Annotated in this window: 17 protein-coding genes and 2 pseudogenes; 9 read left to right on the forward strand and 10 right to left on the reverse strand. The window is 56.5% G+C overall.

All coding sequences use genetic code 11. From position 1 onward, the window contains the following. Nucleotides 1-19: 19 nt before the first annotated feature. The 3 genes from queG to AC1DFB_RS15920 all read left to right on the forward strand — a co-directional run bounded on the left by queG (nucleotide 20) and on the right by AC1DFB_RS15920 (nucleotide 3,545). Complete coding sequence (queG, locus tag AC1DFB_RS15910) at nucleotides 20-1,057, forward strand: tRNA epoxyqueuosine(34) reductase QueG (protein ID WP_480921647.1); 1,038 nt, start codon at nucleotides 20-22, stop codon at nucleotides 1,055-1,057. A gap of 62 nt (nucleotides 1,058-1,119) precedes the next feature. After that, nucleotides 1,120-3,123 carry a hydantoinase/oxoprolinase family protein gene (locus AC1DFB_RS15915; RefSeq protein ID WP_480921648.1) on the forward strand — a complete coding sequence of 668 codons (2,004 nt, stop codon included), beginning with the start codon at nucleotides 1,120-1,122 and terminating at the stop codon, nucleotides 3,121-3,123. A 254-nt stretch (nucleotides 3,124-3,377) separates the two neighbouring features. Beyond that, on the forward strand, nucleotides 3,378-3,545 hold the full coding sequence (locus AC1DFB_RS15920) for a YegP family protein (RefSeq protein ID WP_480921649.1): 168 nt from the start codon (nucleotides 3,378-3,380) through the stop codon (nucleotides 3,543-3,545). A 39-nt stretch (nucleotides 3,546-3,584) separates the two neighbouring features. Here the strand turns inward: AC1DFB_RS15920 and msrA are convergent, their stop codons facing one another. Next, the gene (gene msrA, locus AC1DFB_RS15925; RefSeq protein ID WP_170408742.1) at nucleotides 3,585-4,097 is read right to left on the reverse strand and encodes a peptide-methionine (S)-S-oxide reductase MsrA; all 513 of its coding nucleotides are present in this window, start codon (nucleotides 4,095-4,097) and stop codon (nucleotides 3,585-3,587) included. Next, nucleotides 4,097-4,544: pseudogene (gene msrB / locus AC1DFB_RS15930) on the reverse strand (peptide-methionine (R)-S-oxide reductase MsrB). Before msrB ends, msrA begins: the two are co-directional and overlap by 1 nt. A 143-nt stretch (nucleotides 4,545-4,687) precedes the next feature. Between msrB and AC1DFB_RS15935 the strand changes: the two are divergent. Then, nucleotides 4,688-5,209, forward strand: coding sequence for a glutathione peroxidase (locus AC1DFB_RS15935; protein WP_480763828.1), 522 nt, complete (start codon nucleotides 4,688-4,690; stop codon nucleotides 5,207-5,209). Here AC1DFB_RS15935 and AC1DFB_RS15940 read toward each other — a convergent pair. The 7 genes from AC1DFB_RS15940 to AC1DFB_RS15970 all read right to left on the reverse strand — a co-directional run bounded on the left by AC1DFB_RS15940 (nucleotide 5,185) and on the right by AC1DFB_RS15970 (nucleotide 12,688). Continuing rightward, entirely contained in the window at nucleotides 5,185-6,072 is an 888-nt protein-coding gene (locus AC1DFB_RS15940) for a DMT family transporter (protein ID WP_170399146.1), read from the reverse strand. The two genes, AC1DFB_RS15935 and AC1DFB_RS15940, sit on opposite strands and share 25 nt — an antisense overlap. Before the next feature lie 181 nt (nucleotides 6,073-6,253). Then, nucleotides 6,254-7,039: a hypothetical protein gene (locus AC1DFB_RS15945; RefSeq protein ID WP_480921650.1), complete on the reverse strand. Its 786-nt coding sequence runs from the start codon at nucleotides 7,037-7,039 to the stop codon at nucleotides 6,254-6,256. A gap of 48 nt (nucleotides 7,040-7,087) precedes the next feature. Next, complete coding sequence (locus AC1DFB_RS15950) at nucleotides 7,088-7,801, reverse strand: hypothetical protein (RefSeq protein ID WP_170408740.1); 714 nt, start codon at nucleotides 7,799-7,801, stop codon at nucleotides 7,088-7,090. A 173-nt stretch (nucleotides 7,802-7,974) separates the two neighbouring features. Further along, complete coding sequence (locus AC1DFB_RS15955; RefSeq protein ID WP_010442901.1) at nucleotides 7,975-8,262, reverse strand: HU family DNA-binding protein; 288 nt, start codon at nucleotides 8,260-8,262, stop codon at nucleotides 7,975-7,977. 130 nt (nucleotides 8,263-8,392) lie between these two features. Further along, nucleotides 8,393-9,856, reverse strand: coding sequence for an AMP nucleosidase (locus tag AC1DFB_RS15960; protein WP_170737318.1), 1,464 nt, complete (start codon nucleotides 9,854-9,856; stop codon nucleotides 8,393-8,395). After that, nucleotides 9,853-11,655: an adenine deaminase gene (ade, locus tag AC1DFB_RS15965; RefSeq protein ID WP_480921651.1), complete on the reverse strand. Its 1,803-nt coding sequence runs from the start codon at nucleotides 11,653-11,655 to the stop codon at nucleotides 9,853-9,855. Before ade ends, AC1DFB_RS15960 begins: the two co-directional genes overlap by 4 nt. A 157-nt stretch (nucleotides 11,656-11,812) precedes the next feature. Next, the gene (locus AC1DFB_RS15970) at nucleotides 11,813-12,688 is read right to left on the reverse strand and encodes a LysR family transcriptional regulator (RefSeq protein ID WP_170399135.1); all 876 of its coding nucleotides are present in this window, start codon (nucleotides 12,686-12,688) and stop codon (nucleotides 11,813-11,815) included. Between the two features lie 116 nt (nucleotides 12,689-12,804). Between AC1DFB_RS15970 and AC1DFB_RS15975 the strand changes: the two genes are divergently transcribed. Together AC1DFB_RS15975 and AC1DFB_RS15980 are read left to right on the forward strand one after the other, a co-directional pair. Continuing rightward, complete coding sequence (locus AC1DFB_RS15975) at nucleotides 12,805-13,560, forward strand: class II aldolase and adducin N-terminal domain-containing protein (RefSeq protein ID WP_480921652.1); 756 nt, start codon at nucleotides 12,805-12,807, stop codon at nucleotides 13,558-13,560. A gap of 24 nt (nucleotides 13,561-13,584) precedes the next feature. Next, nucleotides 13,585-14,571, forward strand: coding sequence for a sterol desaturase family protein (locus tag AC1DFB_RS15980; RefSeq protein WP_480921653.1), 987 nt, complete (start codon nucleotides 13,585-13,587; stop codon nucleotides 14,569-14,571). Nucleotides 14,572-14,637: 66 nt separating this feature from the next. On the opposite strand, the gene AC1DFB_RS15985 is transcribed toward AC1DFB_RS15980, so the two are convergent. Further along, nucleotides 14,638-15,270, reverse strand: a complete 633-nt coding sequence (locus tag AC1DFB_RS15985) for a class I SAM-dependent methyltransferase (RefSeq protein WP_170598618.1) — start codon at nucleotides 15,268-15,270, stop codon at nucleotides 14,638-14,640. A gap of 88 nt (nucleotides 15,271-15,358) precedes the next feature. On the opposite strand from AC1DFB_RS15985, the gene AC1DFB_RS15990 reads away from it, so the two are divergent. From AC1DFB_RS15990 to katG, 3 genes and pseudogenes are all read left to right on the forward strand, one after another. Then, entirely contained in the window at nucleotides 15,359-16,216 is an 858-nt protein-coding gene (locus AC1DFB_RS15990; protein ID WP_170408734.1) for an SDR family oxidoreductase, read from the forward strand. 46 nt (nucleotides 16,217-16,262) lie between these two features. Continuing rightward, on the forward strand, nucleotides 16,263-17,246 hold the full coding sequence (locus AC1DFB_RS15995; protein WP_480921654.1) for a glycosyltransferase family 2 protein: 984 nt from the start codon (nucleotides 16,263-16,265) through the stop codon (nucleotides 17,244-17,246). Nucleotides 17,247-17,670: 424 nt separating this feature from the next. Continuing rightward, nucleotides 17,671-19,873 (forward strand): annotated as a pseudogene (gene katG, locus AC1DFB_RS16000) (catalase/peroxidase HPI). The last annotated feature ends 559 nt before the right edge of the window (nucleotides 19,874-20,432 follow it).

A 20,432-nucleotide genomic window follows, 5' to 3' on the forward strand; every position in this document is an offset into this window, starting at 1 on the left:
CGAAGGTATTTTTGGCCAGATGAAGAGCGGATCGGAGTTGAAACAGCGGTTGGTGGAGCAAGCCTTGTCTGAGGGGTTTGTCGCCTGTCGGCTTTGTCGTCCTTGGGATGTGCCCCTTGTTCCCGAACGGTTGGATGCCTTTCTACAAGCCGGATATCATGGCCAGATGGGCTGGATGGCTGAGCGGGCTCATTGGCGCGGTGATCCGTCTGTGCTGTGGCCTGACGCGCGGTCGGTGATCATGCTTGCGGAGAGCTATACGCCCGAGCATGACCCGACTGCGGTGTTGGCGCATTCCAACTTGGGCGCCATTTCGGTTTATGCGCAGAACAAGGATTATCACGATCTGGTTAAGAAGCGCCTCAAACGATTGGCGCGCTGGCTGATTGCCGAGGGTGGGGGTGAAGTGAAGGTGTTTGTCGATACTGCTCCGGTGCCAGAGAAGGCGCTGGGGCAGGCCGCTGGGCTGGGGTGGCAGGGCAAGCATACCAATCTTGTCAGTCAGGATTGGGGAAATTGGGCCTTTTTAGGGTCTGTTTTCACAACTTTAGATTTGCCTGTGGATGGCGCTGAGGTCGACCATTGTGGCTCATGCCGCGCGTGTTTGACGGCCTGTCCGACCGACGCGTTTCCGGCACCCTATCAGTTGGATGCGCGGCGCTGTATTTCGTATCTGACCATCGAGCATAAGGGGCCGGTGGAGGAAGAGTTGCGCGCGCTGTTGGGCAACCGAATCTACGGCTGCGATGATTGTCTTGCGGCCTGCCCGTGGAACAAGTTTGCGGTCGCGGCCAGTGACCTTCGCTATGCGGCGCGGGAGGAGCTAAAGGCGCCTCCGTTGGCGGAACTGGCGCAGCTGGATGATACAGCATTCCGCGCGATGTTCTCGGGCTCGCCGATAAAGCGGATCGGCCGGAATCGGTTCGTGCGGAACGTGCTTTATGCGATTGGGAACTCAGCGGTGCCGGCGTTACTGCCGGTTGCACAGGCGCTGACCGATGATCCGGATCCGACCGTGGCTGATGCAGCGCGCTGGGCGGCATCCCGGTTGTCGTAAACAGGCTGGACGCGCCGCAGGAAAACGCTACACCCGGTTCTGGCGAACAGATGGAGGACCCGATGGCGTTGGCTTTGGGGGTGGATACGGGCGGAACCTATACGGATGCGGTGCTGATCCGGGATGAGCGCGAGGTGATCGCGTCGGCCAAATCGCTGACCACGCGGGCGGATCTGGCGATTGGTGTGGGCCGCGCGGTTTCTGCCGTGCTGGTGACGGCTGATGTGTCTCCGGATCAGATTGGGATGGCATCGTTGTCGACAACGCTGGCCACCAATGCGTTGGTCGAAGGCCAGGGCGGGCGCGTGGCGTTGATCTATGTCGGGTTTCGGGAAAGCGACCTTGAGAAACACGGTCTAAGAGAGGCGTTGAAGGGCGATCCGGCTTTGGTTCTGGCTGGGGGGCACAACCATGCCGGGGGTCAGGTCGCCGAATTGGATGTTGCAGGGCTAGAGGCCTTTCTAGGCTCACATTCAGGCATTTCCGGCTATGCGGTTGCGGCACAGTTCGCGACCAGGAATCCGGCGCATGAACTGGAAGTGGCGCGCGTGATTTCCGAGCGTACGGGAGTGCCGGTCACGTGCTCTCATCACCTGTCGGCCAAGCTGAATGGGCCAAAGCGTGCGGTGACCGCCGTGCTGAATGCACGATTGATCGGGATGATCGACCGCTTGATCGGGCGCGCGCAGGATCAGTTGCGCGCGCAGGGCATCACCGCCCCAATGATGGTTGTGCGTGGGGATGGCGCTTTGATGAGCGCCGAGCAGGCGCGGGAGCGTCCGATTGAAACGATCCTAAGTGGCCCCGCGGCCTCTATCGTTGGCGCGCGCTGGCTGACTGATGTTGAGAACGCGCTGGTGTCCGATATCGGCGGGACCACGACCGACGTCGCGCTGATCAGAGATGGCAAACCTGCCATCGACCCCGCAGGCGCGCAGGTTGGCGGTTTCAGGACCATGGTTGAAGCGGTTGCGATGCGGACTCATGGTTTGGGCGGTGACAGTCAGGTGCATGTGGTGACCGAAGGCTTGGGCGGCGGTGTCTTCCTTGGGCCGCGTCGGGTGCTGCCGGTGTCGCTGATCGCAGCTGAGGCCCCGGATGTGGTACATGCGGCATTGGATGAGCAATTGCGGGCGACGACTGTAGGTGAACATGACACGAGGTTTGCCCGTCGTGTGCCGGGTATCCCCGCCGATGGTGTCGGGGCGCGTGAATCAGTGTTGCTAGACCGGTTGGAGGATCGTGTTGTGCCGCTCAGCAGTCTGTTGCAAACCCGGATGGAGCATGGGGCACTGGGTCGTTTGGTGGATCGCGGGATCGTACAGGTCTCGGGAGTCACCCCTTCGGATGCCAGCCATGCTCTGGGGCGGCTTGCGGATTGGGACTGCTCGGCAGCGCTCAAGGCGCTGGAACTGATGGCGCGTAAGCGGGTTGGATCAGGGGACAAGCTGGCAGCATCGCCTGAAGCGCTGGCTCAACTCATTGTCGATCAGTTGACGGAACAAACCTCATTGACCTTATTAGAGACTGCTTTTGCCGAGGAAAGCCATGGGTTTGACCAGCCTGCAATAGATCTGGCCCGGCATGTTCTGACGCAGCGCGGGTTGGCGAAACACCGTGGGTTGTTGGCATTGGATACCGCGCTGAATGTGGATGTGGTGGGCCTTGGGGCTTCGGCCCCCAGCTACTACCCGGCGGTCGGAGAGCGGTTGCATTGCAAGATGGTACTGCCAGAGCATGCCGGTGTTGCAAATGCCATCGGTGCGGTTGTCGGGCGGCTGACCCTTCGGCGTGCCGGTTCAGTTACGTCCCCGGCCGAAGGCCGCTATCGGGTACATCTGGAAGAGGGGCCGCAGGATTTCTCGGACTCGAATTCCGCTCTGCAGCTGCTTGAAGAGGTGCTGCGCAACGAGGCTGAGGGCGCGGTGCGCCAAGCAGGTGCCGAGGATATACGCGTGACAGTCGACCGCGATATCCGCACCGCCAAGATTGAGGCGCAAGAGGTATTCGTCGAAGCGTTGATCACGGTCGAGGCCAGTGGACGGCCTCGGGTAGCGGTCGGGTAGCCCCTACAGTTCGTATGCTTCCACCGAACTACTACTACCAGTGGGCGCGGCTACTAAATTTAGATTAGACTCTCAAATTGACTGTGGATAAAATGAAAGCGTCCGGGGATTCCCGGACGCTAGCCGCTGCGTAGCAACGGATCGTGTCTCCAAACACACCCAAGATTCTCATGATTGAGGGTGATCGGTCAAGCGCTAAGCAGCAAACTAAAGCACGCGCGACCGAAAATTGCGCCACAATGGAGAATACTGGTATGTACTTCGAACTTTACCGCGACTCGTCAAATGATTGGCGTTGGAGGTTAAAGGCCGCCAACCACCTGACTGTGGCCGACTCAGCCGAAGGTTATAGAAACAAGTCGGATGCGATGAACGGTATTCGTCTTGTTAAAGGTTCTGGCGACGCTCCAGTCTATGAGTAAACAATCGATGGCGGTATCATTGGATGCCGCCATTCTGATTTACTCTGCGGCGCTGGAACGTTTTGGCAGCACCCAGTCCGGGCGCGGGAAATGGCAGGTGTATCCGTTGGGGATGCGCTCTAGGTAATCTTGATGCTCGGGCTCGGCTTCCCAGAAATCGCCGACGGGTTCGACTTCGGTCACCACATTGCCGGGCCAAATGCCGCTGGCGTTGACATCGGCAATTGTATCTTCGGCCACCTGTTTCTGGGCATCGTCCACATAGTAGATCGCCGAGCGATAACTCATTCCGCGGTCATTGCCCTGACGATTCAGGGTAGTCGGGTCGTGGATCTGGAAAAAGAACTCTAGCAGATCGCGATAGGTGATCTGGGTCGGGTCGAACCAGATTTCGATCCCTTCAGCATGGGTGCCGTGGTTGCGATAAGTTGCGTTTGGCACATCGCCGCCGGTGTATCCGACGCGGGTGCGCGAGACGCCGGGCAGTTTGCGGATCAGGTCCTGCATGCCCCAAAAGCAGCCTCCGGCCAGAACGGCGCGTTCATCGGTCATCAGATATCCTCCACATGGATCAGAAATTCGCCATACCCTTCGGCCTCCATCTCGTCGCGATGAATGAACCGCAGCGAGGCGGAATTGATGCAATAGCGTAGCCCGCCATGTTCGCGGGGCCCATCGGGAAACACGTGGCCCAGGTGGCTGTCGCCGTGTTTCGAGCGGACCTCGGTCCGGATCATGCCATGAGTGGTGTCGCGAAACTCTTCGACATGTTCATGTATGATTGGCTTGGTGAAACTGGGCCAGCCGCAGCCGGATTCTGTATTTGTGGGTCGAGGCGAACAACGGCTCGCCCGAGACGATATCCACGTAGATGCCCGGTTCCTTGTTGTTCAACAGCTTGCCAGTGCCCGGGCGTTCGGTGCCGCTGCGCTGGGTGACGTGAAATTCTTCAGGTGAGAGGGCCGCAATGACCTCGGGGTCTTTGGTATAACGGGACATGGATCCTCCGGTGTTTGAATGATGATGTCCTATTTGGGCATAGATGCGTAGGAATCAAAACCATATTACAGCGCGCTCGCGGGTCTGTGCAGTTGATCCAAACGAATGCACAGCGCGTATGATTTATAACAGGAGGTGAAGTGATGTTCCGTATGGCTCTGTTGACTGCTCTGATCTTGTTGGGCAAAGCCCTTCAGGCGGCACCACTGACGGGCGAATTTTCATCAATCGATGGCGGGACATTATCACTGGAAGACTGGCGCGGACAGCCCGTGCTTGTGGTCAACACGGCGTCGCTTTGCGGCTTTACCGGACAATACGCAGCGTTGCAGGAGCTGCACGAAACATATGAAGTACGCGGGCTGGTGGTACTGGCGGTCCCGTCGAATTCGTTCAAACAAGAGCTGGCGTCGTCGAAAGAGGTCAAGAATTTTTGCGAACTAAATTATGACCTTACGCTTCCGATGACGGATATCACTCCAGTGAAAGGTTCGGATGCCCATCCGTTTTACCGAGCTGTTGCTGCGCAGACTGGCTTTGTCCCGAAATGGAACTTTAACAAAGTGCTTATTGGCCCCGAGGGTGAGGTCGTTGCCACCTATGGGTCAAGCACCAAGCCAAATGCGCCTAAATTGATAGATCAGGTCGAGGCGTTACTGCGCTGACCGGGTTCGCGCGACAGCTGTACGGCAAGAATTCCCAGCGTTGTGATCAGAACCCCCACCGCATCCAATGGGCCCAACTTCTCACCCAGTAAAATGGCGGCGATGGTCACGCCGAATACCGGGTTGAGGAAATGGAACGTTGCTGCACGGATCGGGCCGATGCGATCCAGTAGCAGGAACCAGATGAAAGTTGCCAGAAGGCCCGGGAATAGCGTGGTGTAGGTAAAAGCCAGCATAAAAGGCAGTGTGGCGTGGATATGAATAGACTCGAACACCGGGGCGGCGAGAAACAGCACCGCCGATCCGATAAGCATCTGCAGCCCAACCACCATCATGAAGTTACCGCCCGAAGTCGCCCCCCGAACAGCCAAGGTGGCAAAGGTCAGCGCCAGCGCCCCGATTCCGCAGAGCAGAACCCCGAACAGATCGACACCAGCGTTAATCCGGCTACCCATGATTAGCGCGACACCGACAAAACCTGCCAGCAAGCCGACGATGCCCAGCGGGCGTATCCGCTCACCCAATAGCAGCCAGCCGGCTAGGGCTACCAGCAGGGGCATAGTCGAGGCGATGATCGCCGCGACCGAAGCCTCGACTGTCTGCATCGCATAGAAGTTTAGACCCAAATAAAGGGCATTTTGGCAGATTCCGAACAGAATAGTGGCGCGCCATTGGTTGCGAGTCAGGCGCCAGCTTTGCCCCATGGCGCGTGCGATCGCCACGCCAATTAGTCCCGAAATCAGAAATCGCAGCGCCAACGAGAACAAAGGCGAGGCATCGGCAACGATGATCCGCGCCGAGCTGAAGGCCGAAGACCAGATGAGGGCGAAAACAAGCCCCATGGCGATGGCGCGCAGGTCCATTACGGCCTCCTGATGAAATTCGGGCGACTGTTCCTGATTTTAACATGAGCTGCAAGGACCCATTGCGTCGAATAGCGGGGTCGCCCGATAGTTGGCATCAATGAGCTTGCGCGCAATGAGAATGAGCAGAGCTTTTGTAGAAAAGCGCTGCTCATCATTATGATTCAGCTTGTCGCTTGATTCAGGCGAAAAAGCTAAGATCGTCCATCGAGAACCAACCCGCGTTCTCGACATGGTCATTGGTAATTTCACCTCCCGATGCAACGAACTCGACGTGATCAATATCGCGCCAGTCAAACTCGTGTGTGACGTGATCGAATGTCAGATCGACCTCTGCAGAGTGCACCAGCTCATCGCCATTATAGGCATTGATAGTGACTTGGTTTGCCCAGTTCGATTCAGGTATATACGTGGTGTCCGATCTGGAAGCATTGGCCAAGGAAACGCTGTTGAAGTTGAATTCTTCGCCATCGCTTTTCGAGAAGCCGACAGTTGCCCCCCAGGAATTGAACGCCTCCAGGTCGGGGTCGGGGTTTGAGCCACCGTATTCGTATGGGGTTAGAATACCATCAGTGTTGCTCTGCCCTTTGCTAACACTTGCAATAAATGCACCATTCAGCACCTGATCACTGTCATTGATGCGGGTTCCGTCATTGAAATCCAGCACGAACTCTTCAAGCGGGTCAGGCGCGGTCAGTTCCGGGAAGTATTGGAGCAAGGATTCAGGGATGTCCTCGACCTTTTCATACAAAGAAATCTCTTTCCCGCCTGCGTCTGGATAGCTGGTGACCTTCAATGCCCAAGAAGCACTGTCGTCCCCGTCCAGTTGCAGCACGTCAGAACGTTTTCCATCCGCATAAAGTGTAACGGTTACGTCCCCATTATCTTTCTCCAGCCGACGTTCCGAGATTTGTCCGTCCTGATAGGTGGTCGTGATCGAGATCCCAGGATTTCGCTTCCAGCTCATCGGTCTGGCTGATGCTGACGCGCTGGCCATCTGACCAGACCTCGTGTTTCACGACTCCATTGTCATATGTCGTTGTCTTTCAGATTTCTTTCCACTGCCATCAAATGAGGTGCTGATGGTTTCCCACGACTTTATGTCGCTTCCGTCTGTCTGCGTTACGTTGCTATGCTGTCCGTCTGCCCACGTTTCCTGTTTGACAATTCCATTGTCATAGGTGGTCGTCCGTCCGGTTGTCTCTCCGTTGACATCGAAGAACGTGTCGATCCGATCCCAGGATTTGGTTTGTAGAAAGTCCTGAACAGTACTGAAATGACCGGGCGCGAAGGCTTCAACCGTCCGGGCACCATTATCGTTTGTTATCGTGCGGCCTACGATATTGCCCGACGCATCATAGCGTAGAACGATCTGGTCCCAGGGTTTTGCACCGTCTCCGAAAAACCCATCTTGGATGAGAATCTCATTCGGAACACCATTTTGAAAGGTCTCGGTCACGCGGATACTGTCTGGATAAACCGTTCCGCGTTCGGTCATTATGCCATTGGCGTCATAGTCAATGAACCGATTATCAAAGCCCAATGCCTCTTCTGTTCCGACATAAAATTCCTGACGCAAAACGCCGTCTTCGTAAGTCCCGAAGACCTCGTATCCGGCATCAAAAGTCGTCCGCGTTGCAACGACAACATCGTCTTCAATCGTGTATTGGATGCTTGCCCAGTCGAATTGATTTTCTGTATCGAATTCAGTGGTTTGATATCGTGCCAAAAATCGAGATTCCTCAATAATACTTCCCATTAAGCGAGTGGATGAGGAATATGACACAACTATGGCGATAGCTGCAAAAACTCGATATTAATCAGATGTTTACATAGCTTATTCAGGCAAAAAAGGGCCGCCCGGTGGCGACCCCTTCGATCTTGCGATCTGTCTTCGGCGAATTAGCCGTTGACGCTGTCTTTCAGAGCTTTCGCGATGGTCATTTTGACCACTTTGTCGGCTTCTTTCTTGAACTGCTCGCCGGTGGCGGGGTTGCGCACCATGCGCTCGGGGCGCTCGCGGCAGTAGATTTTGCCAACGCCGGGCAGGGTGACGGCACCACCGGCCGAAACTTCGCGAGTGATCAGGCCGGTCATGGCCTCCAGCGCAGCATTTGCGGATTTCTTGTCAGTTCCCATTTCCTCAGCGAGAGCAGCCACCAGCTGAGTCTTTGTCATAGGCTTTGCCATTTCTTGGTCTCCTTAACGTGCCCGATCTATAGGGCCTCACCGCGTAACTGTAACGGGATATTGTGGCTGAACACAACGAATAGTAGCACTAAAAACCCCAAAAATAGGGGAAATTCGTTGCTTTTTTGCTTCAGAGAAAGGCCGTTTCGTCAAACGAACGCAATTTCCGGCTGTGTAACCGTTCCAGCGGCATGCCGCGCAAGTGCTCCATCGCCCGGATTCCGATCGCCAAATGACGACTGACCTGAGTGGTATAGAACGCCGAAGCCATGCCGGGAAGCTTTAATTCACCATGCAAGGGCTTATCCGAGACGCACAGCAAGGTGCCGTAAGGAACGCGGAACCGATAACCGTTGGCTGCGATTGTTGCACTTTCCATATCCAGCGCAATCGCACGGGACTGGCTGAGTCGTTGCACCGGGCCGGACTGATCGCGAAGCTCCCAATTGCGGTTATCGACCGAGGCGACTGTACCTGTTCGCATGATACGTTTCAGCTCGTAGCCTTCCAACTCGGTTACCTCGGCCACAGCCTGTTCCAGCGCGACCTGGACTTCGGCCAGCGGTGGGATCGGCACCCAGACGGGCAGGTCGTCGTCCAGCACTTTGTCCTCGCGCAGGTAGGCATGTGCCAGTACGAAATCCCCAAGCGCCTGCGTGTTGCGCAGACCGGCGCAGTGGCCGACCATCAACCAGGCGTGCGGGCGCAGAACCGCAATGTGGTCGGTGGCTGTTTTGGCATTCGATGGCCCGACGCCGATATTGACCAGCGTGATCCCAGACCCATCCGCGCGTTTCAGGTGGTAGGTTGGCATTTGCGGCAGTTTAAGGGGCTGTTCCAGTACGGCTTCGGCATCCGTGATCTCGACATTCCCGGTCGAGACGAAGCTGGTATAGCCGCTGTTGGGATCGGCCAGTTGCGCCCGTGCGTAGCTCTCAAATTCCGAGACATAGAACTGGTAGTTGGTGAACAGCACGTGGTTCTGGAAATGACCGGGGTCAGTCGCGGTGTAATGCGAAAGCCTTGCCAACGAATAGTCCACCCGCTGGGCTGTGAAGAGCGCAAGGGGTCCCGCTTCGTTTTCCAGCTCGTGCACGCCATTCACGATATCGTCGTTTGTTGTATTCAGGTCCGGTACATCAAACGCATCGCGCAGAGTGAACCCAGCTGCACCCTGATGCGGGACAACCAGATCCGGGTTATTGGCGACAGCGAAATGGACCGGGATCGGCGTTTCCGAGGCGCCGATTGTGACCGGCTGATCGTGGTTCTTGATCAATAGCGCGATTTGCTGGGTAAGGTAGGACCGGAACAGATCGGGGCGCGTCACTGTCGTGGCATGAGTACCTGGTTCGGACACGTGACCGAAGCTCAGCCGACTGTCGACCTGCGCGTAAGACGAGGTCCTGATCCGAATTTCGGGGTAGAACGCCCGGAACCTCTCGGTAGGAGCGCCGTTCTTAAGTGCATTTGCAAACCTATCGCACAGGAATTTTGTCGCCTGTTCATAGAGCTCTTCTAAACGTGCGACAGCTGCAAGCGGATCGCTAAATTTCTCGGGGTTGGGAACGTCAGGTGTTCGGATAGTAGTCATGCAAGGGGTTCCAGAAGGTCGATCTTTTCGAATGTACGTACGTCCACCAGCCCAAGGTCCGAGATCCGCAGTTCAGGAATCACAACCAGGGCCAGCAGAGAATGCTGCATATATGCGTTGTTAAGCTGACAGCCGCAGGTCTTCATCGCCTCGACCATTTGTTCTGCTTTGGCGGCAACCTCAGTCGCTGGGTTGTCGGACATCAGGCCTGCGATCGGCAGTTCCACCAAGGCCAGTTCCTCGCCATCGCGAAAGATTGTGATGCCTCCGCCCACTTCGGCCAGCCTGTTCGCTGCCAGCGCCATCTGTTCACGGTCGGTGCCGACAACAATCATATGGTGGCTGTCATGCGCAACGGTCGAGGCCATGGCCATTTTGCCTTGATACCCAAAGCCCGAGACAAAGGCGTTGGTCACACCTCCGGTAGCGCGATGCCGTTCGACCAATGCGATTTGGCACACATCGCCTTCGCCTTCAACAAGCCCTTCGATAATCGGTAGCTCGGATTTCAACGCTTGCGTTGGAGCTTGGTTTTCAACCACCCCGATCACGTTGGCCGTGACACGGTTCGCTCCGGCAGGGGCTGCGATTTCAAAGTCTGTCGAGGTCAGCGCATGCCCTAGGTGTACGGTATTTCGCGCCTTAGCGGGCCAGTTCAGATGCGGGCATTCGACCGTTACCGTCCCGTTTTCAGCCACAATCTGACCGCGCGCAACCACGGTTTCGATCGGAAGCTCTACCAGATCAGAACTCAGGATAATGTCAGCGCGCCGCCCGGGTGTGATCGAGCCGATCTCGCGTTCCAACCCAAAATGGGTCGCCGTGTTGATCGTCGCCATTTGCAGCGCAACCAGAGGATCGCAACCACAGGCAATCGCATGTCGCACTACGCGGTTCATGTGTCCGTCATTTACCAGCGTTCCCGAATGGCAGTCGTCGGTGCACAAGATGAAGTTGCGCGGGTCCAGCCCTTTTTCAGTCACCGCAGTAATCTGGCTTTCGACATCATACCAAGCCGACCCCAACCGCATCATTGACCGCATTCCCTGACGGACACGTGCGATGGCGTCTGCCTCGCAGGTGCCCTCATGGTCATCAGCAGGGCCGCCGGCGACATATGCCGCGAAATCAGACCCTAAATCAGGCGAAGCATAGTGCCCGCCAACAATTTTCCCGGCGCGCTGTGTGGCTGCGATCTCTGCCAACATTTTCGGATCGCCATGAATGACACCGGGAAAGTTCATCATCTCGCCCAGTCCGATGATACCGGGCCACGACATCGCCTCGGCCACATCCTCAGCAGTGATTTCGTACCCGGTCGTCTCCAACCCGGGAGCTGATGGCGCGCAGGACGGCATCTGAGTGAAAATGTTCACCGGCTGCATCAGCGCCTCGTCATGCATCAGTCGCACACCTTCTAACCCCATCACATTGGCGATCTCATGCGGGTCGGTGAACATCGAAGTTGTGCCATGCGGAATGACTGCGCGGGCAAATTCTGCCGGGGTCAACATGCCCGATTCGATATGCATATGTGCGTCGCATAACCCCGGCACCAAATAGCGACCGTGCGCCTCGATGATCTGAGTCTCAGGACCGATACAATGCGCGGCGTCCGGCCCCACAAAAGCGACGCGCCCCGCAGCAATCGCCACGTCATGGTCAGGCAGGGTTTCGCGGCTATGCACATTGACCCAGACGCCGCCACGGATCACCAAATCGGCAGCCTCGCGGCCAGCAGCAACAGCGATGAGACGAGGGGCGGTATCGGGCCAACTTGGGAAGGGAGTGTATTCCATGGCCCAACTTTCCCGAATGCGGCGCAAGGTGCAACCCCCACTATTAAGGTATCATGGAATCATCACAAAACCTGCCATCCGCAGCGCGCCAGCGCTGCCACGCCCAACCAGAGGAGAGGCCCGAAGGGCATTGACGATGGGTGGGAGCGACCCGCGATTAGTTGTGGCGATCGGCTTCAATCTCTGCGCGCAGCCAGTCGACAAACGCCAACGCGCCCGGCGTTTCCTCGGCTTGGGGCGATAGCAATAGATAATAGGCCTCGGGCATAGCAGCGCGATGGTTGAACGGCGCGATCAGGCGCCCTTCTTCAATCAACCGTTTTGCGATCATGTCGTGGGCTAAACACAAGCCTCCTCCGGCCATCGCAACCGACAGGCTGACCAGATAGGTCGTCGAATAGGTTACCTTGGGTTTTTGCCAAGTTAGACTCTGATCTGTGATCCAACTCTCCCAATTCGACAACAAATTTGAACAGTCGAATAGGGGCTGTTCCTGCAGAGTTTCCAGCGTCACCGGGAAGTCGGGGGCACAGACAGGATAGTAGTGATCTGTTCGCAGCAATTCCGTTCGCACCGTATCGGCTGGGCGCAGCGAATAGCGGATTTCCACCGCCGCGCCTTCGGCCATTTCGCGCGGCTCCCAGAGCTCAGTGAAGATATTCAGATGTACATCCGGATGCAGTTCCCGAAACCGGGGTAGGCGCGGAGCCAGCCAGTTGACGGCAAATGTGATGTTGCTCTGGACCTGAACCGCGTTTTGTTGTGCGCCCGTGACGGCTTGTGTCCCCCTTACCAGAGTTCGAAAGGCTTCACGCACGACCGGCAGATAGGTGATACCAGCTTCGGTCAGCTCCAATGCACGCGGACGACGTAGGAATAAGGGCTGACCCAAATAGCCCTCTAGTGATTTGATTTGCTGGCTGACTGCGCTTTGCGTCATGTTCAAATCCCGCGCCGCCCCGGTGAATGATAAATGACGGGCTGCAGCTTCAAATGTGCGCAGCCAGCCGAGCGGAGGAAGTGATTTCTGCATGCTTATAACTCTGCCAGTAGTTCTACTAATGAACTAGGCTTGTTTTTTTCGTTGGTCAAACGTTTGCGGCGAAGGCACGATTTCCAGAAATTGAATACCCCGCGAAGGAGCCCGGCATGAGCGTTACAAACCTGCGTCCCAACATCGATCATTGGTCCGAACGCGTGGACATGGCCGCCGCATTCCGCTGGACCGAACGGTTGAACATGCATGAAGGGGTGGCGAACCATTTCAGCCTCGCGGTGAATGAAGACGGCACGCAGTTCCTGATGAATGCCAACCAGATGCATTTTGCGCGTATCAAGGCGTCAAATCTGCTGCTGCTTGATGCCAATGACAAAGATGTCATGGATCAGCCCGGCGCACCGGACCCAACGGCTTGGGGGCTGCACGGATCGATCCACCGCCATTGCCCAAATGCGCGCTGCGTGATGCACGTGCATTCGATTTTTGCGACGGTTCTTGCCTCGCTGGCAGACAGCACCTTACCGCCGATCGATCAGAACACCGCAACTTTCTTCAATCGCTACGTAATCGATGAAGAATTCGGAGGTCTGGCTTTTGAAAACGAAGGTGAGCGCTGTGCCGCGATGCTGTCGGACCCGAAAAAGAAAGTCATGATCATGGGCAACCACGGGGTTTTGGCGATCGGCGACAGCCCGGCAGATGCCTTTAACAGACTCTATTATTTTGAACGCGCCGCAGAAACGTACATTCGCGCTCTTCAAACCGGGCAACCTTTGCGCGTTCTGTCCAATGAGATTGCTGAGAAAACCGCGCAAGAGCTTGATGAATATCCCGGTCAGGCCGAAGCACATCTACGCGAAATCAAATCTGTTTTGGATGCCGAAGGCTCGGATTACGCAACCTGAAGCGCACTGTTAGGAGTTTCAGCCATGACCGATATGCATGATGCAGAAGCCGCCCGATGGAATTACCGCCCCGAAGGGCCCGTCGGTTTGAACCCTTTGTTCAACTGGCCGCCGCGTCCTGCGGCTATCCTGAACTGGTACAAAGGGGCTTGGCTTCCCCTTACGTCGCTGACGCTTTGCATGGTGATGGCTTTTGCCGCCTATTTCGTGTTTTTACCTCCATTAGAGACCATGCAGAGTTTCGCGCCCGGCTGGATGTTCCGTATCTGGCTGCTGAACATGGTGCCTCAGATCATGATAGCAGGAGGTCTGCATTGGTGGCTTTACATGCGCAAAGGGCAGGGCAGGTACAAGAAATTCGACCGGCGCGATCTGACACGTGACAATGGGTCGTTTACCTTTCGAAATCAGGTTTTGGATAACATCTGGTGGACGCTGGGAAGTGCGATGACTGTGGCGACTGTCTATCAGTGGCTGATCTACTGGGCGATGGCGAATGGCTATGCGCCAGTGATAACCTGGGCCACGGCCCCCGTTTGGTTCGTGATCTGGATGCTTTTCATCCCGATGTGGTCAGGGCTTCATTTCTACTGGGTGCACCGATTGGAACATCACCCGAAACTCTACAAGCACGTTCATGCCGTGCACCATCGCAACGTCAATATCGGACCATGGTCAGGAATATCGAACCACTGGTATGAAAACCTTCTCTATTTCACCACTTACTTCATCCATCTGATTGTACCCTCGCATCCGCTGCATCTGCTGTTTCACGCCTACTTCCAGCAGATCAGCCCTGTACTGTCTCACTCGGGTTTCGAAAAGCTGAAGGCTGGTGAAACGGATGCCGCGCGGGCAGGGGACTTCTTCCACCAGCTTCATCACCGGTATTTCGAGTGTAACTACGGCACATCCGAGATTCCGTTCGACAAGTGGTTCGGCACTTATCATGATGGTTCAGCCGAGGCGACAACGCGGACACGGGCTTTCAAGAAGCAGATGTATACTTAGATCACGAGGGCGTTCTGCCCCGCCGAGTTCTGCATAGGTCCGTATATGACCTACGCAGAGCTTTGGTCAGGTTTTCTCAAACAACGCGATCAAAGCGACGTCATCTTTGTTAGGGCCGGCAGCAAGATCGCCATAAATCCGGACCTGCGTTAACGATAAGTCTCTGATCTGATCCGCTTCGAGGCGGCGGAAGGTATCGGCGAACCCGAGCGCCTCAAAGTGTTTTGCGTTGATCGACAGGGCGAACTGCGCACCGTGGCGTGCGACGCGCAAGAGCGCTGGCAAAACTTCTGGCCCAAGATGGCCATGGGTGAACGTTCCGGACGAGACGACACCGGCATAGCTGCCGCGCGGAACCGGCAGGCCCTGATTGAGATCGGCTTCGATCGCGTCGCGATAGATATCCTTGCGCATCGCCTCGTCCAGCATCTCGGCACTGATATCGGTGGCGTCGATCGGACCCACGCCCAACCCGGCCAGAATCGCTCCGCATAACCCCGTGCCCGCGCCTACATCCAATACCGGGCCTTGTCCGCCTGCACCCACAAAAGCGCGTGCCGTGTGGTTGTGGAGTTGATAGTCCTCAAGCGCTGCGAAACTGTCGTCATATTCCCCTGCCCATTCCGCATAAAGGCGCTTGTTCTCCTCGGGCGATTTCAGGGAGTAGGCTGCGTGCAAGTCAGGTGTCTTTTTGGTCATTTCTCAATGAATGCGCATCAGAGGATTCGAATCAAGTGCGTCCATCCGGCGCTTGCATCCACGTGCCGGGCAGATCATCAAAGGGACCATGACACAGACACTATTCTCCTTCGGCCACGGCTATTCTGCCCGAGCGATATCGAGGCAACTGGATCCAACCACATGGCGGGTCATCGGAACCACGCGTGATTCCCAGCAACTTGAGACAATCCGCGACTCGGGCGCCGAGCCTTGGGTCTGGCCGGGGGATCGGCCTGATCTGGATGGGGTGACGCATCTGCTTGTCTCTACAGCACCCACAGCCGATGGTGATCCGGTGCTGGCGGAATTGAAGGATGAGATCGCCGCGCGGATCGGACAGTTCAAATGGGTCGGCTACCTTTCGACCACAGCCGTTTACGGGGATCACCAGGGAGGCTGGGTGGATGAGACGACGCCCGCCACACCGACGGCTGAACGTGGCCGTTGGCGCGTGCGTGCCGAGGAGCAATGGGGCGGCATTCCGGGCCTGCCCTTGCATATCTTCCGACTGGCAGGGATTTACGGGCCGGGTCGCGGGCCGTTTTCAAAGCTGAAACGCGGTGGGTTGCGGCGGATCATCAAGCCGGGCCAGGTGTTTTCGCGCATTCATGTTGACGACATTGCACAGGTTTTGATCGCGTCGATGGCCAAACCCAATCCGGGTGCGATCTACAATGTCTGTGATGATGAACCGGTGCCGCCGCAGGATGTGATCGGCTATGCCGCCGAATTGCAAGGTCTGCCGATGCCACCTGCTGTTCCGTTTGATGAGGCTGATCTGACCCCGATGGCGCGCAGTTTCTATAATGAGAACAAGCGCGTTCGGAATGACAGGATCAAGGATGAACTGGGCGTCTCATTGCTCTATCCGAACTACCGTGTAGGGTTGGAAGCACTGATGCAGCATCAGAAGGATGCCACTTGATCACCGCGCCTTGCCAAGAAACCGGCACGGATTGTATGGGATTTCGATGAAAGACCGCTCTGTCCCGCTGAACATTACCGTTTCGACCCTGACCCGGCAGCGGCCCGAGATGCTGGCCGCTTTGATTCGAAGCTGGGGAGAGATGAAGCTGCCGCCCGACTGCTCGGTGCGATGTTTGGTGGTGGAAAACGACAGCGCAGCGCTCAGCGAAGGTACCGTGCAGGCAGTAGGGGAGAAGCTGCCTAATGGAGCAAGTCTGAACTATGTCCTTGAGACCGAACTCGGCATCCCGTTCGGACGCAACCGAGCCGCGCGCGAAGCGTTGGAGAATGGCTCGGATCTGCTCTGTTTTGTCGATGATGACGAGGTGGTGGCGGTCGATTGGCTTGAACGGTTGGTCGCCGGGTATCGCAACAGCTCTGCCGTGCTAATGGGCGCTCCGCTTCGTGCGGCGGGGCCATCGGGGCAGGAGACCGCGATTCAGCGGCTGATGTTGCGCAATATCAGCAATCGTTACCTCGACAAGGAAAACGCGGCTGCAAAGAAAGCCACGTTGAACGGTACCGGTGGCGTGACCATCGTGACAAATAACTGGCTGGGCGAGACACGTCTGTTCAGCGAAACCGGCCTTTGGTTCGATGAAACCATGCGGATGACCGGGGGGACGGATGCAAAGTTTTATGCCGAGACCGTTGCTGCAGGCTTACCGGTCGGCTGGGTGCCCGACGCTTTTGTGTACGAGACCATTCCTCCTGAAAGGTTGTCATTCTGGTATCAGACCGCCCGGGGAAGGGACCAGTCCAACACCCATATGCGCCGTAAGCTTGATCAGAAGCCAACAAGGGCGATCTTGGGGTTTTTGAGCACCCCCTTCCGCTTGTTGGCGCTGTTAGGGGCAATCCTTCTGTTTCCGTTCCAACCAGATCGGCGATTGATCCAGATCGCCCGAACGGTTGGGTGGCTTGTCGGGGTATTGGGAATTCCCTTCGGCTATAAATCGGCCCTTTATAAGAAGGTCAGTGGCCACTGAATCTGGGCCGGTCAATCCGTTTTGCGTTAGACTCAGTTCAGTCGTTTCATGCGCGGCCATCATCGTAAGCTTATTTGCGTCCACTCTCTCTCGTGCCCGACTTGCGAGGCACGGTGAAGCTTGGTGGTGCAATCGTAATCATGCGCTTCAGGGTCAGGCCGCGCGTAGACGCTCAAGTGATAGCTCTGGATTATCAATATCATCAAAAAACAAAACTTATATGAATGGCTTGGATTTGCTAAATCTACATCCAAACAGAAAGAACGAGTCGTTAATGCTATTTCCTACAATGAAGGCAGGGCCGATCTGCGCGATCCCGCGTAACGCCCTTGTCAAGGACGAGCGCAAAAACAATCAAGACCCCTGTTTCTCGTTTCAAAGTTAACCGCGCGACGCACACATCTAGCCAGGACTGGAGATCGATATGGACGGAAGTGATACCCCCAACATGGGCAAATGCCCGGTAATGCATGGCGCCGAGGCCCGGTCCAACCGGGATTGGTGGCCGAACCAACTGAACCTGTCGATTTTGCATCAGCATAGCCCTGCATCGAACCCGATGGGCGAGATATTCGACTATGCCGAAGAGTTCAAGAAGCTCGACCTGAAGGCACTGAAGGAAGACCTCTATGCGCTGATGACGGATTCGCAAGATTGGTGGCCCGCAGATTATGGGCACTATGGCGGTTTGTTCATTCGTATGGCCTGGCACGCAGCGGGCACCTACCGCACGGCAGATGGCCGCGGTGGCGCATCGACTGGCAATCAGCGGTTCGCTCCGCTGAACAGCTGGCCGGACAATGGCAACCTGGACAAGGCGCGCCGTCTGCTTTGGCCGATCAAGCAGAAGTACGGCAACCAGATCTCGTGGGCTGACCTTTACATATTGGCGGGCAACTGCGCGATCGAATCCATGGGCGGTACAACATTTGGATTCTCCGGTGGTCGTGAAGACATCTGGGCACCCGAAGAAGACATTTATTGGGGTGCCGAGACCGAGTGGCTGGCCCCAACCGAGAACCCGCACAGCCGCTATTCGGGCGAACGTGATCTGGAAAACCCGTTGGCCGCTGTGCAAATGGGTCTGATCTATGTGAATCCCGAAGGTCCAGATGGTCAGCCAGATGCCTTGGCTTCAGGTCGCGATATTCGCGACACCTTTGGCCGAATGGCGATGAATGACGAAGAAACCGTTGCTTTGGTTGCGGGTGGTCACACCTTTGGTAAGGCCCACGGCGCCGGTGATCCCGGTCTTGTCGGTCCCGAACCCGAGGCCGCCCCGATGGAGGCGATGGGCTTTGGCTGGATCAACGACTTTGGCAGCGGCAAGGGTGATGATACCACCACCAGCGGCATCGAGGGTGCCTGGACCGCAAACCCGACCAAGTGGGACAACGGTTACTTCGACCTGCTGTTTGGCTACGACTGGAACCTGACCAAGAGCCCAGCGGGCGCGTGGATCTGGGAACCTGTTGGGGTCAAGGAAGAGGACATGGCCCCGGCAGCGGGTGATCCATCGAAAAAGGTCAAGACTATGATGACCACCGCCGATATGGCGATGCGCATGGACCCGATCTATGGCCCGATCTCGAAGCGCTTCCACGAAAACCCGGACGAATTTGCCGATGCCTTTGCCCGCGCGTGGTTCAAACTGACCCACCGCGACATGGGTCCGCGTGCGCGTTATCTGGGAGCCGAGGCACCCAGCGAAGAGCTTATTTGGCAAGACAACGTCCCGGCCGTGGATCACGCGCTTATTGACGACGCTGATGTAGCCGATCTGAAAGCCAAGATACTCGCGACGGGATTGTCTGTCTCAGATCTGGTGTCGACCGCTTGGGCTTCGGCCTCGACCTTCAGGGGATCGGATATGCGTGGCGGTGCCAACGGTGCGCGCGTTCGTCTGGCCCCGCAGAAGGATTGGGAGGTCAACGAACCGTTGAAACTGTCCAAGGCGCTGGATGCGCTGGAAGGCGTTCAGAAAGCGTTCAATGACGCACAGTCTGGTGGCAAGAAGGTCTCATTGGCCGATCTCATTGTCTTGGGTGGTGGTGCTGCCATCGAAAAGGCAGCCAAGGCCGCAGGTCATGACGTTGATGTTCCCTTTAGCCCCGGCCGCACCGATGCTTCTGCAAGAGCAGACGGATGTCGAGTCTTTCGCGGTGATGGAACCGATAGCGGACGGTTTCCGCAACTACCTGCACAAGGAATACTCGGTTCCGGCCGAGGCCCTGCTAGTGGACAAAGCGCAACTGCTGACGCTGTCGGCACCGGAGATGACTGCGCTTGTAGGTGGGATGCGTGTGCTGGGCACAAACTTTGACGGAACTTCTCATGGTGTGCTGACCGAACGGGTCGGCACGCTCAGCACCGATTTCTTCGTGAACCTGCTGGATATGGGCACCGAATGGAAACCATCCGGTGACGGCGTCTATGAAGGCCGCGACCGCGCAAGTGGTGACGTGAAGTGGACGGGTACCCGCGTGGATTTGGTCTTTGGGTCGAACTCGCAGCTGCGGGCACTGGCCGAGGTCTATGGTCAGGACGACGCAGGCGGCAAATTTGTCTGCGATTTCGTCTCGGCCTGGAACAAGGTGATGAACGCGGATCGTTTTGATCTGAAGTAACCCTATAACCATCGCAGTAAATTGCGCCGCCCGAGGAGAGTCGGGCGGCGTTTTCATGCGCCTGGCTCAGGGCGCGTACCAAGCATTGGGTACGATTCCGCCGAGAGACTGTTCTTTCTCTTTCTATAAACCTCTTTTTTGTGAGTTCTCGGGAGGATTTGTTAAGCTAACCTGTTGTTTTTATTAAGGTGAAGAGGAAGGTGGTCGGAAATGTGAAGTTTTTTAAAATTGGGGGTTGCAGGTCCCAGACCTAATCCGTAAATACCCCTTCACCGGCGCTGCTGAGGTGCTGGGACGCGGTGGAAGCTGCGGAGACGCTCGGGAGAGACTGGGGGCATCTGAGGTTTTTGATTGGGCGGTGGCGCTGAGAGATTGGCGTTATGGTCTGGTTTTTGGGTCTTGGTTGTTTTGTTCTTTGACATTGATGGATAACTGAAGAGATATGTGGGCGGTTTGGTTCGTTTCGACGGATTGAATGTCTGTATATCGCGCTGGTAGGGGTTTTTCCCCGATGACCAGTGTCAGCTTCACTGTTTGTACGGCTTTCGGTTTCTGATGA

The sequence above is a fragment of the Ruegeria sp. S84 genome (assembly GCF_056583445.1).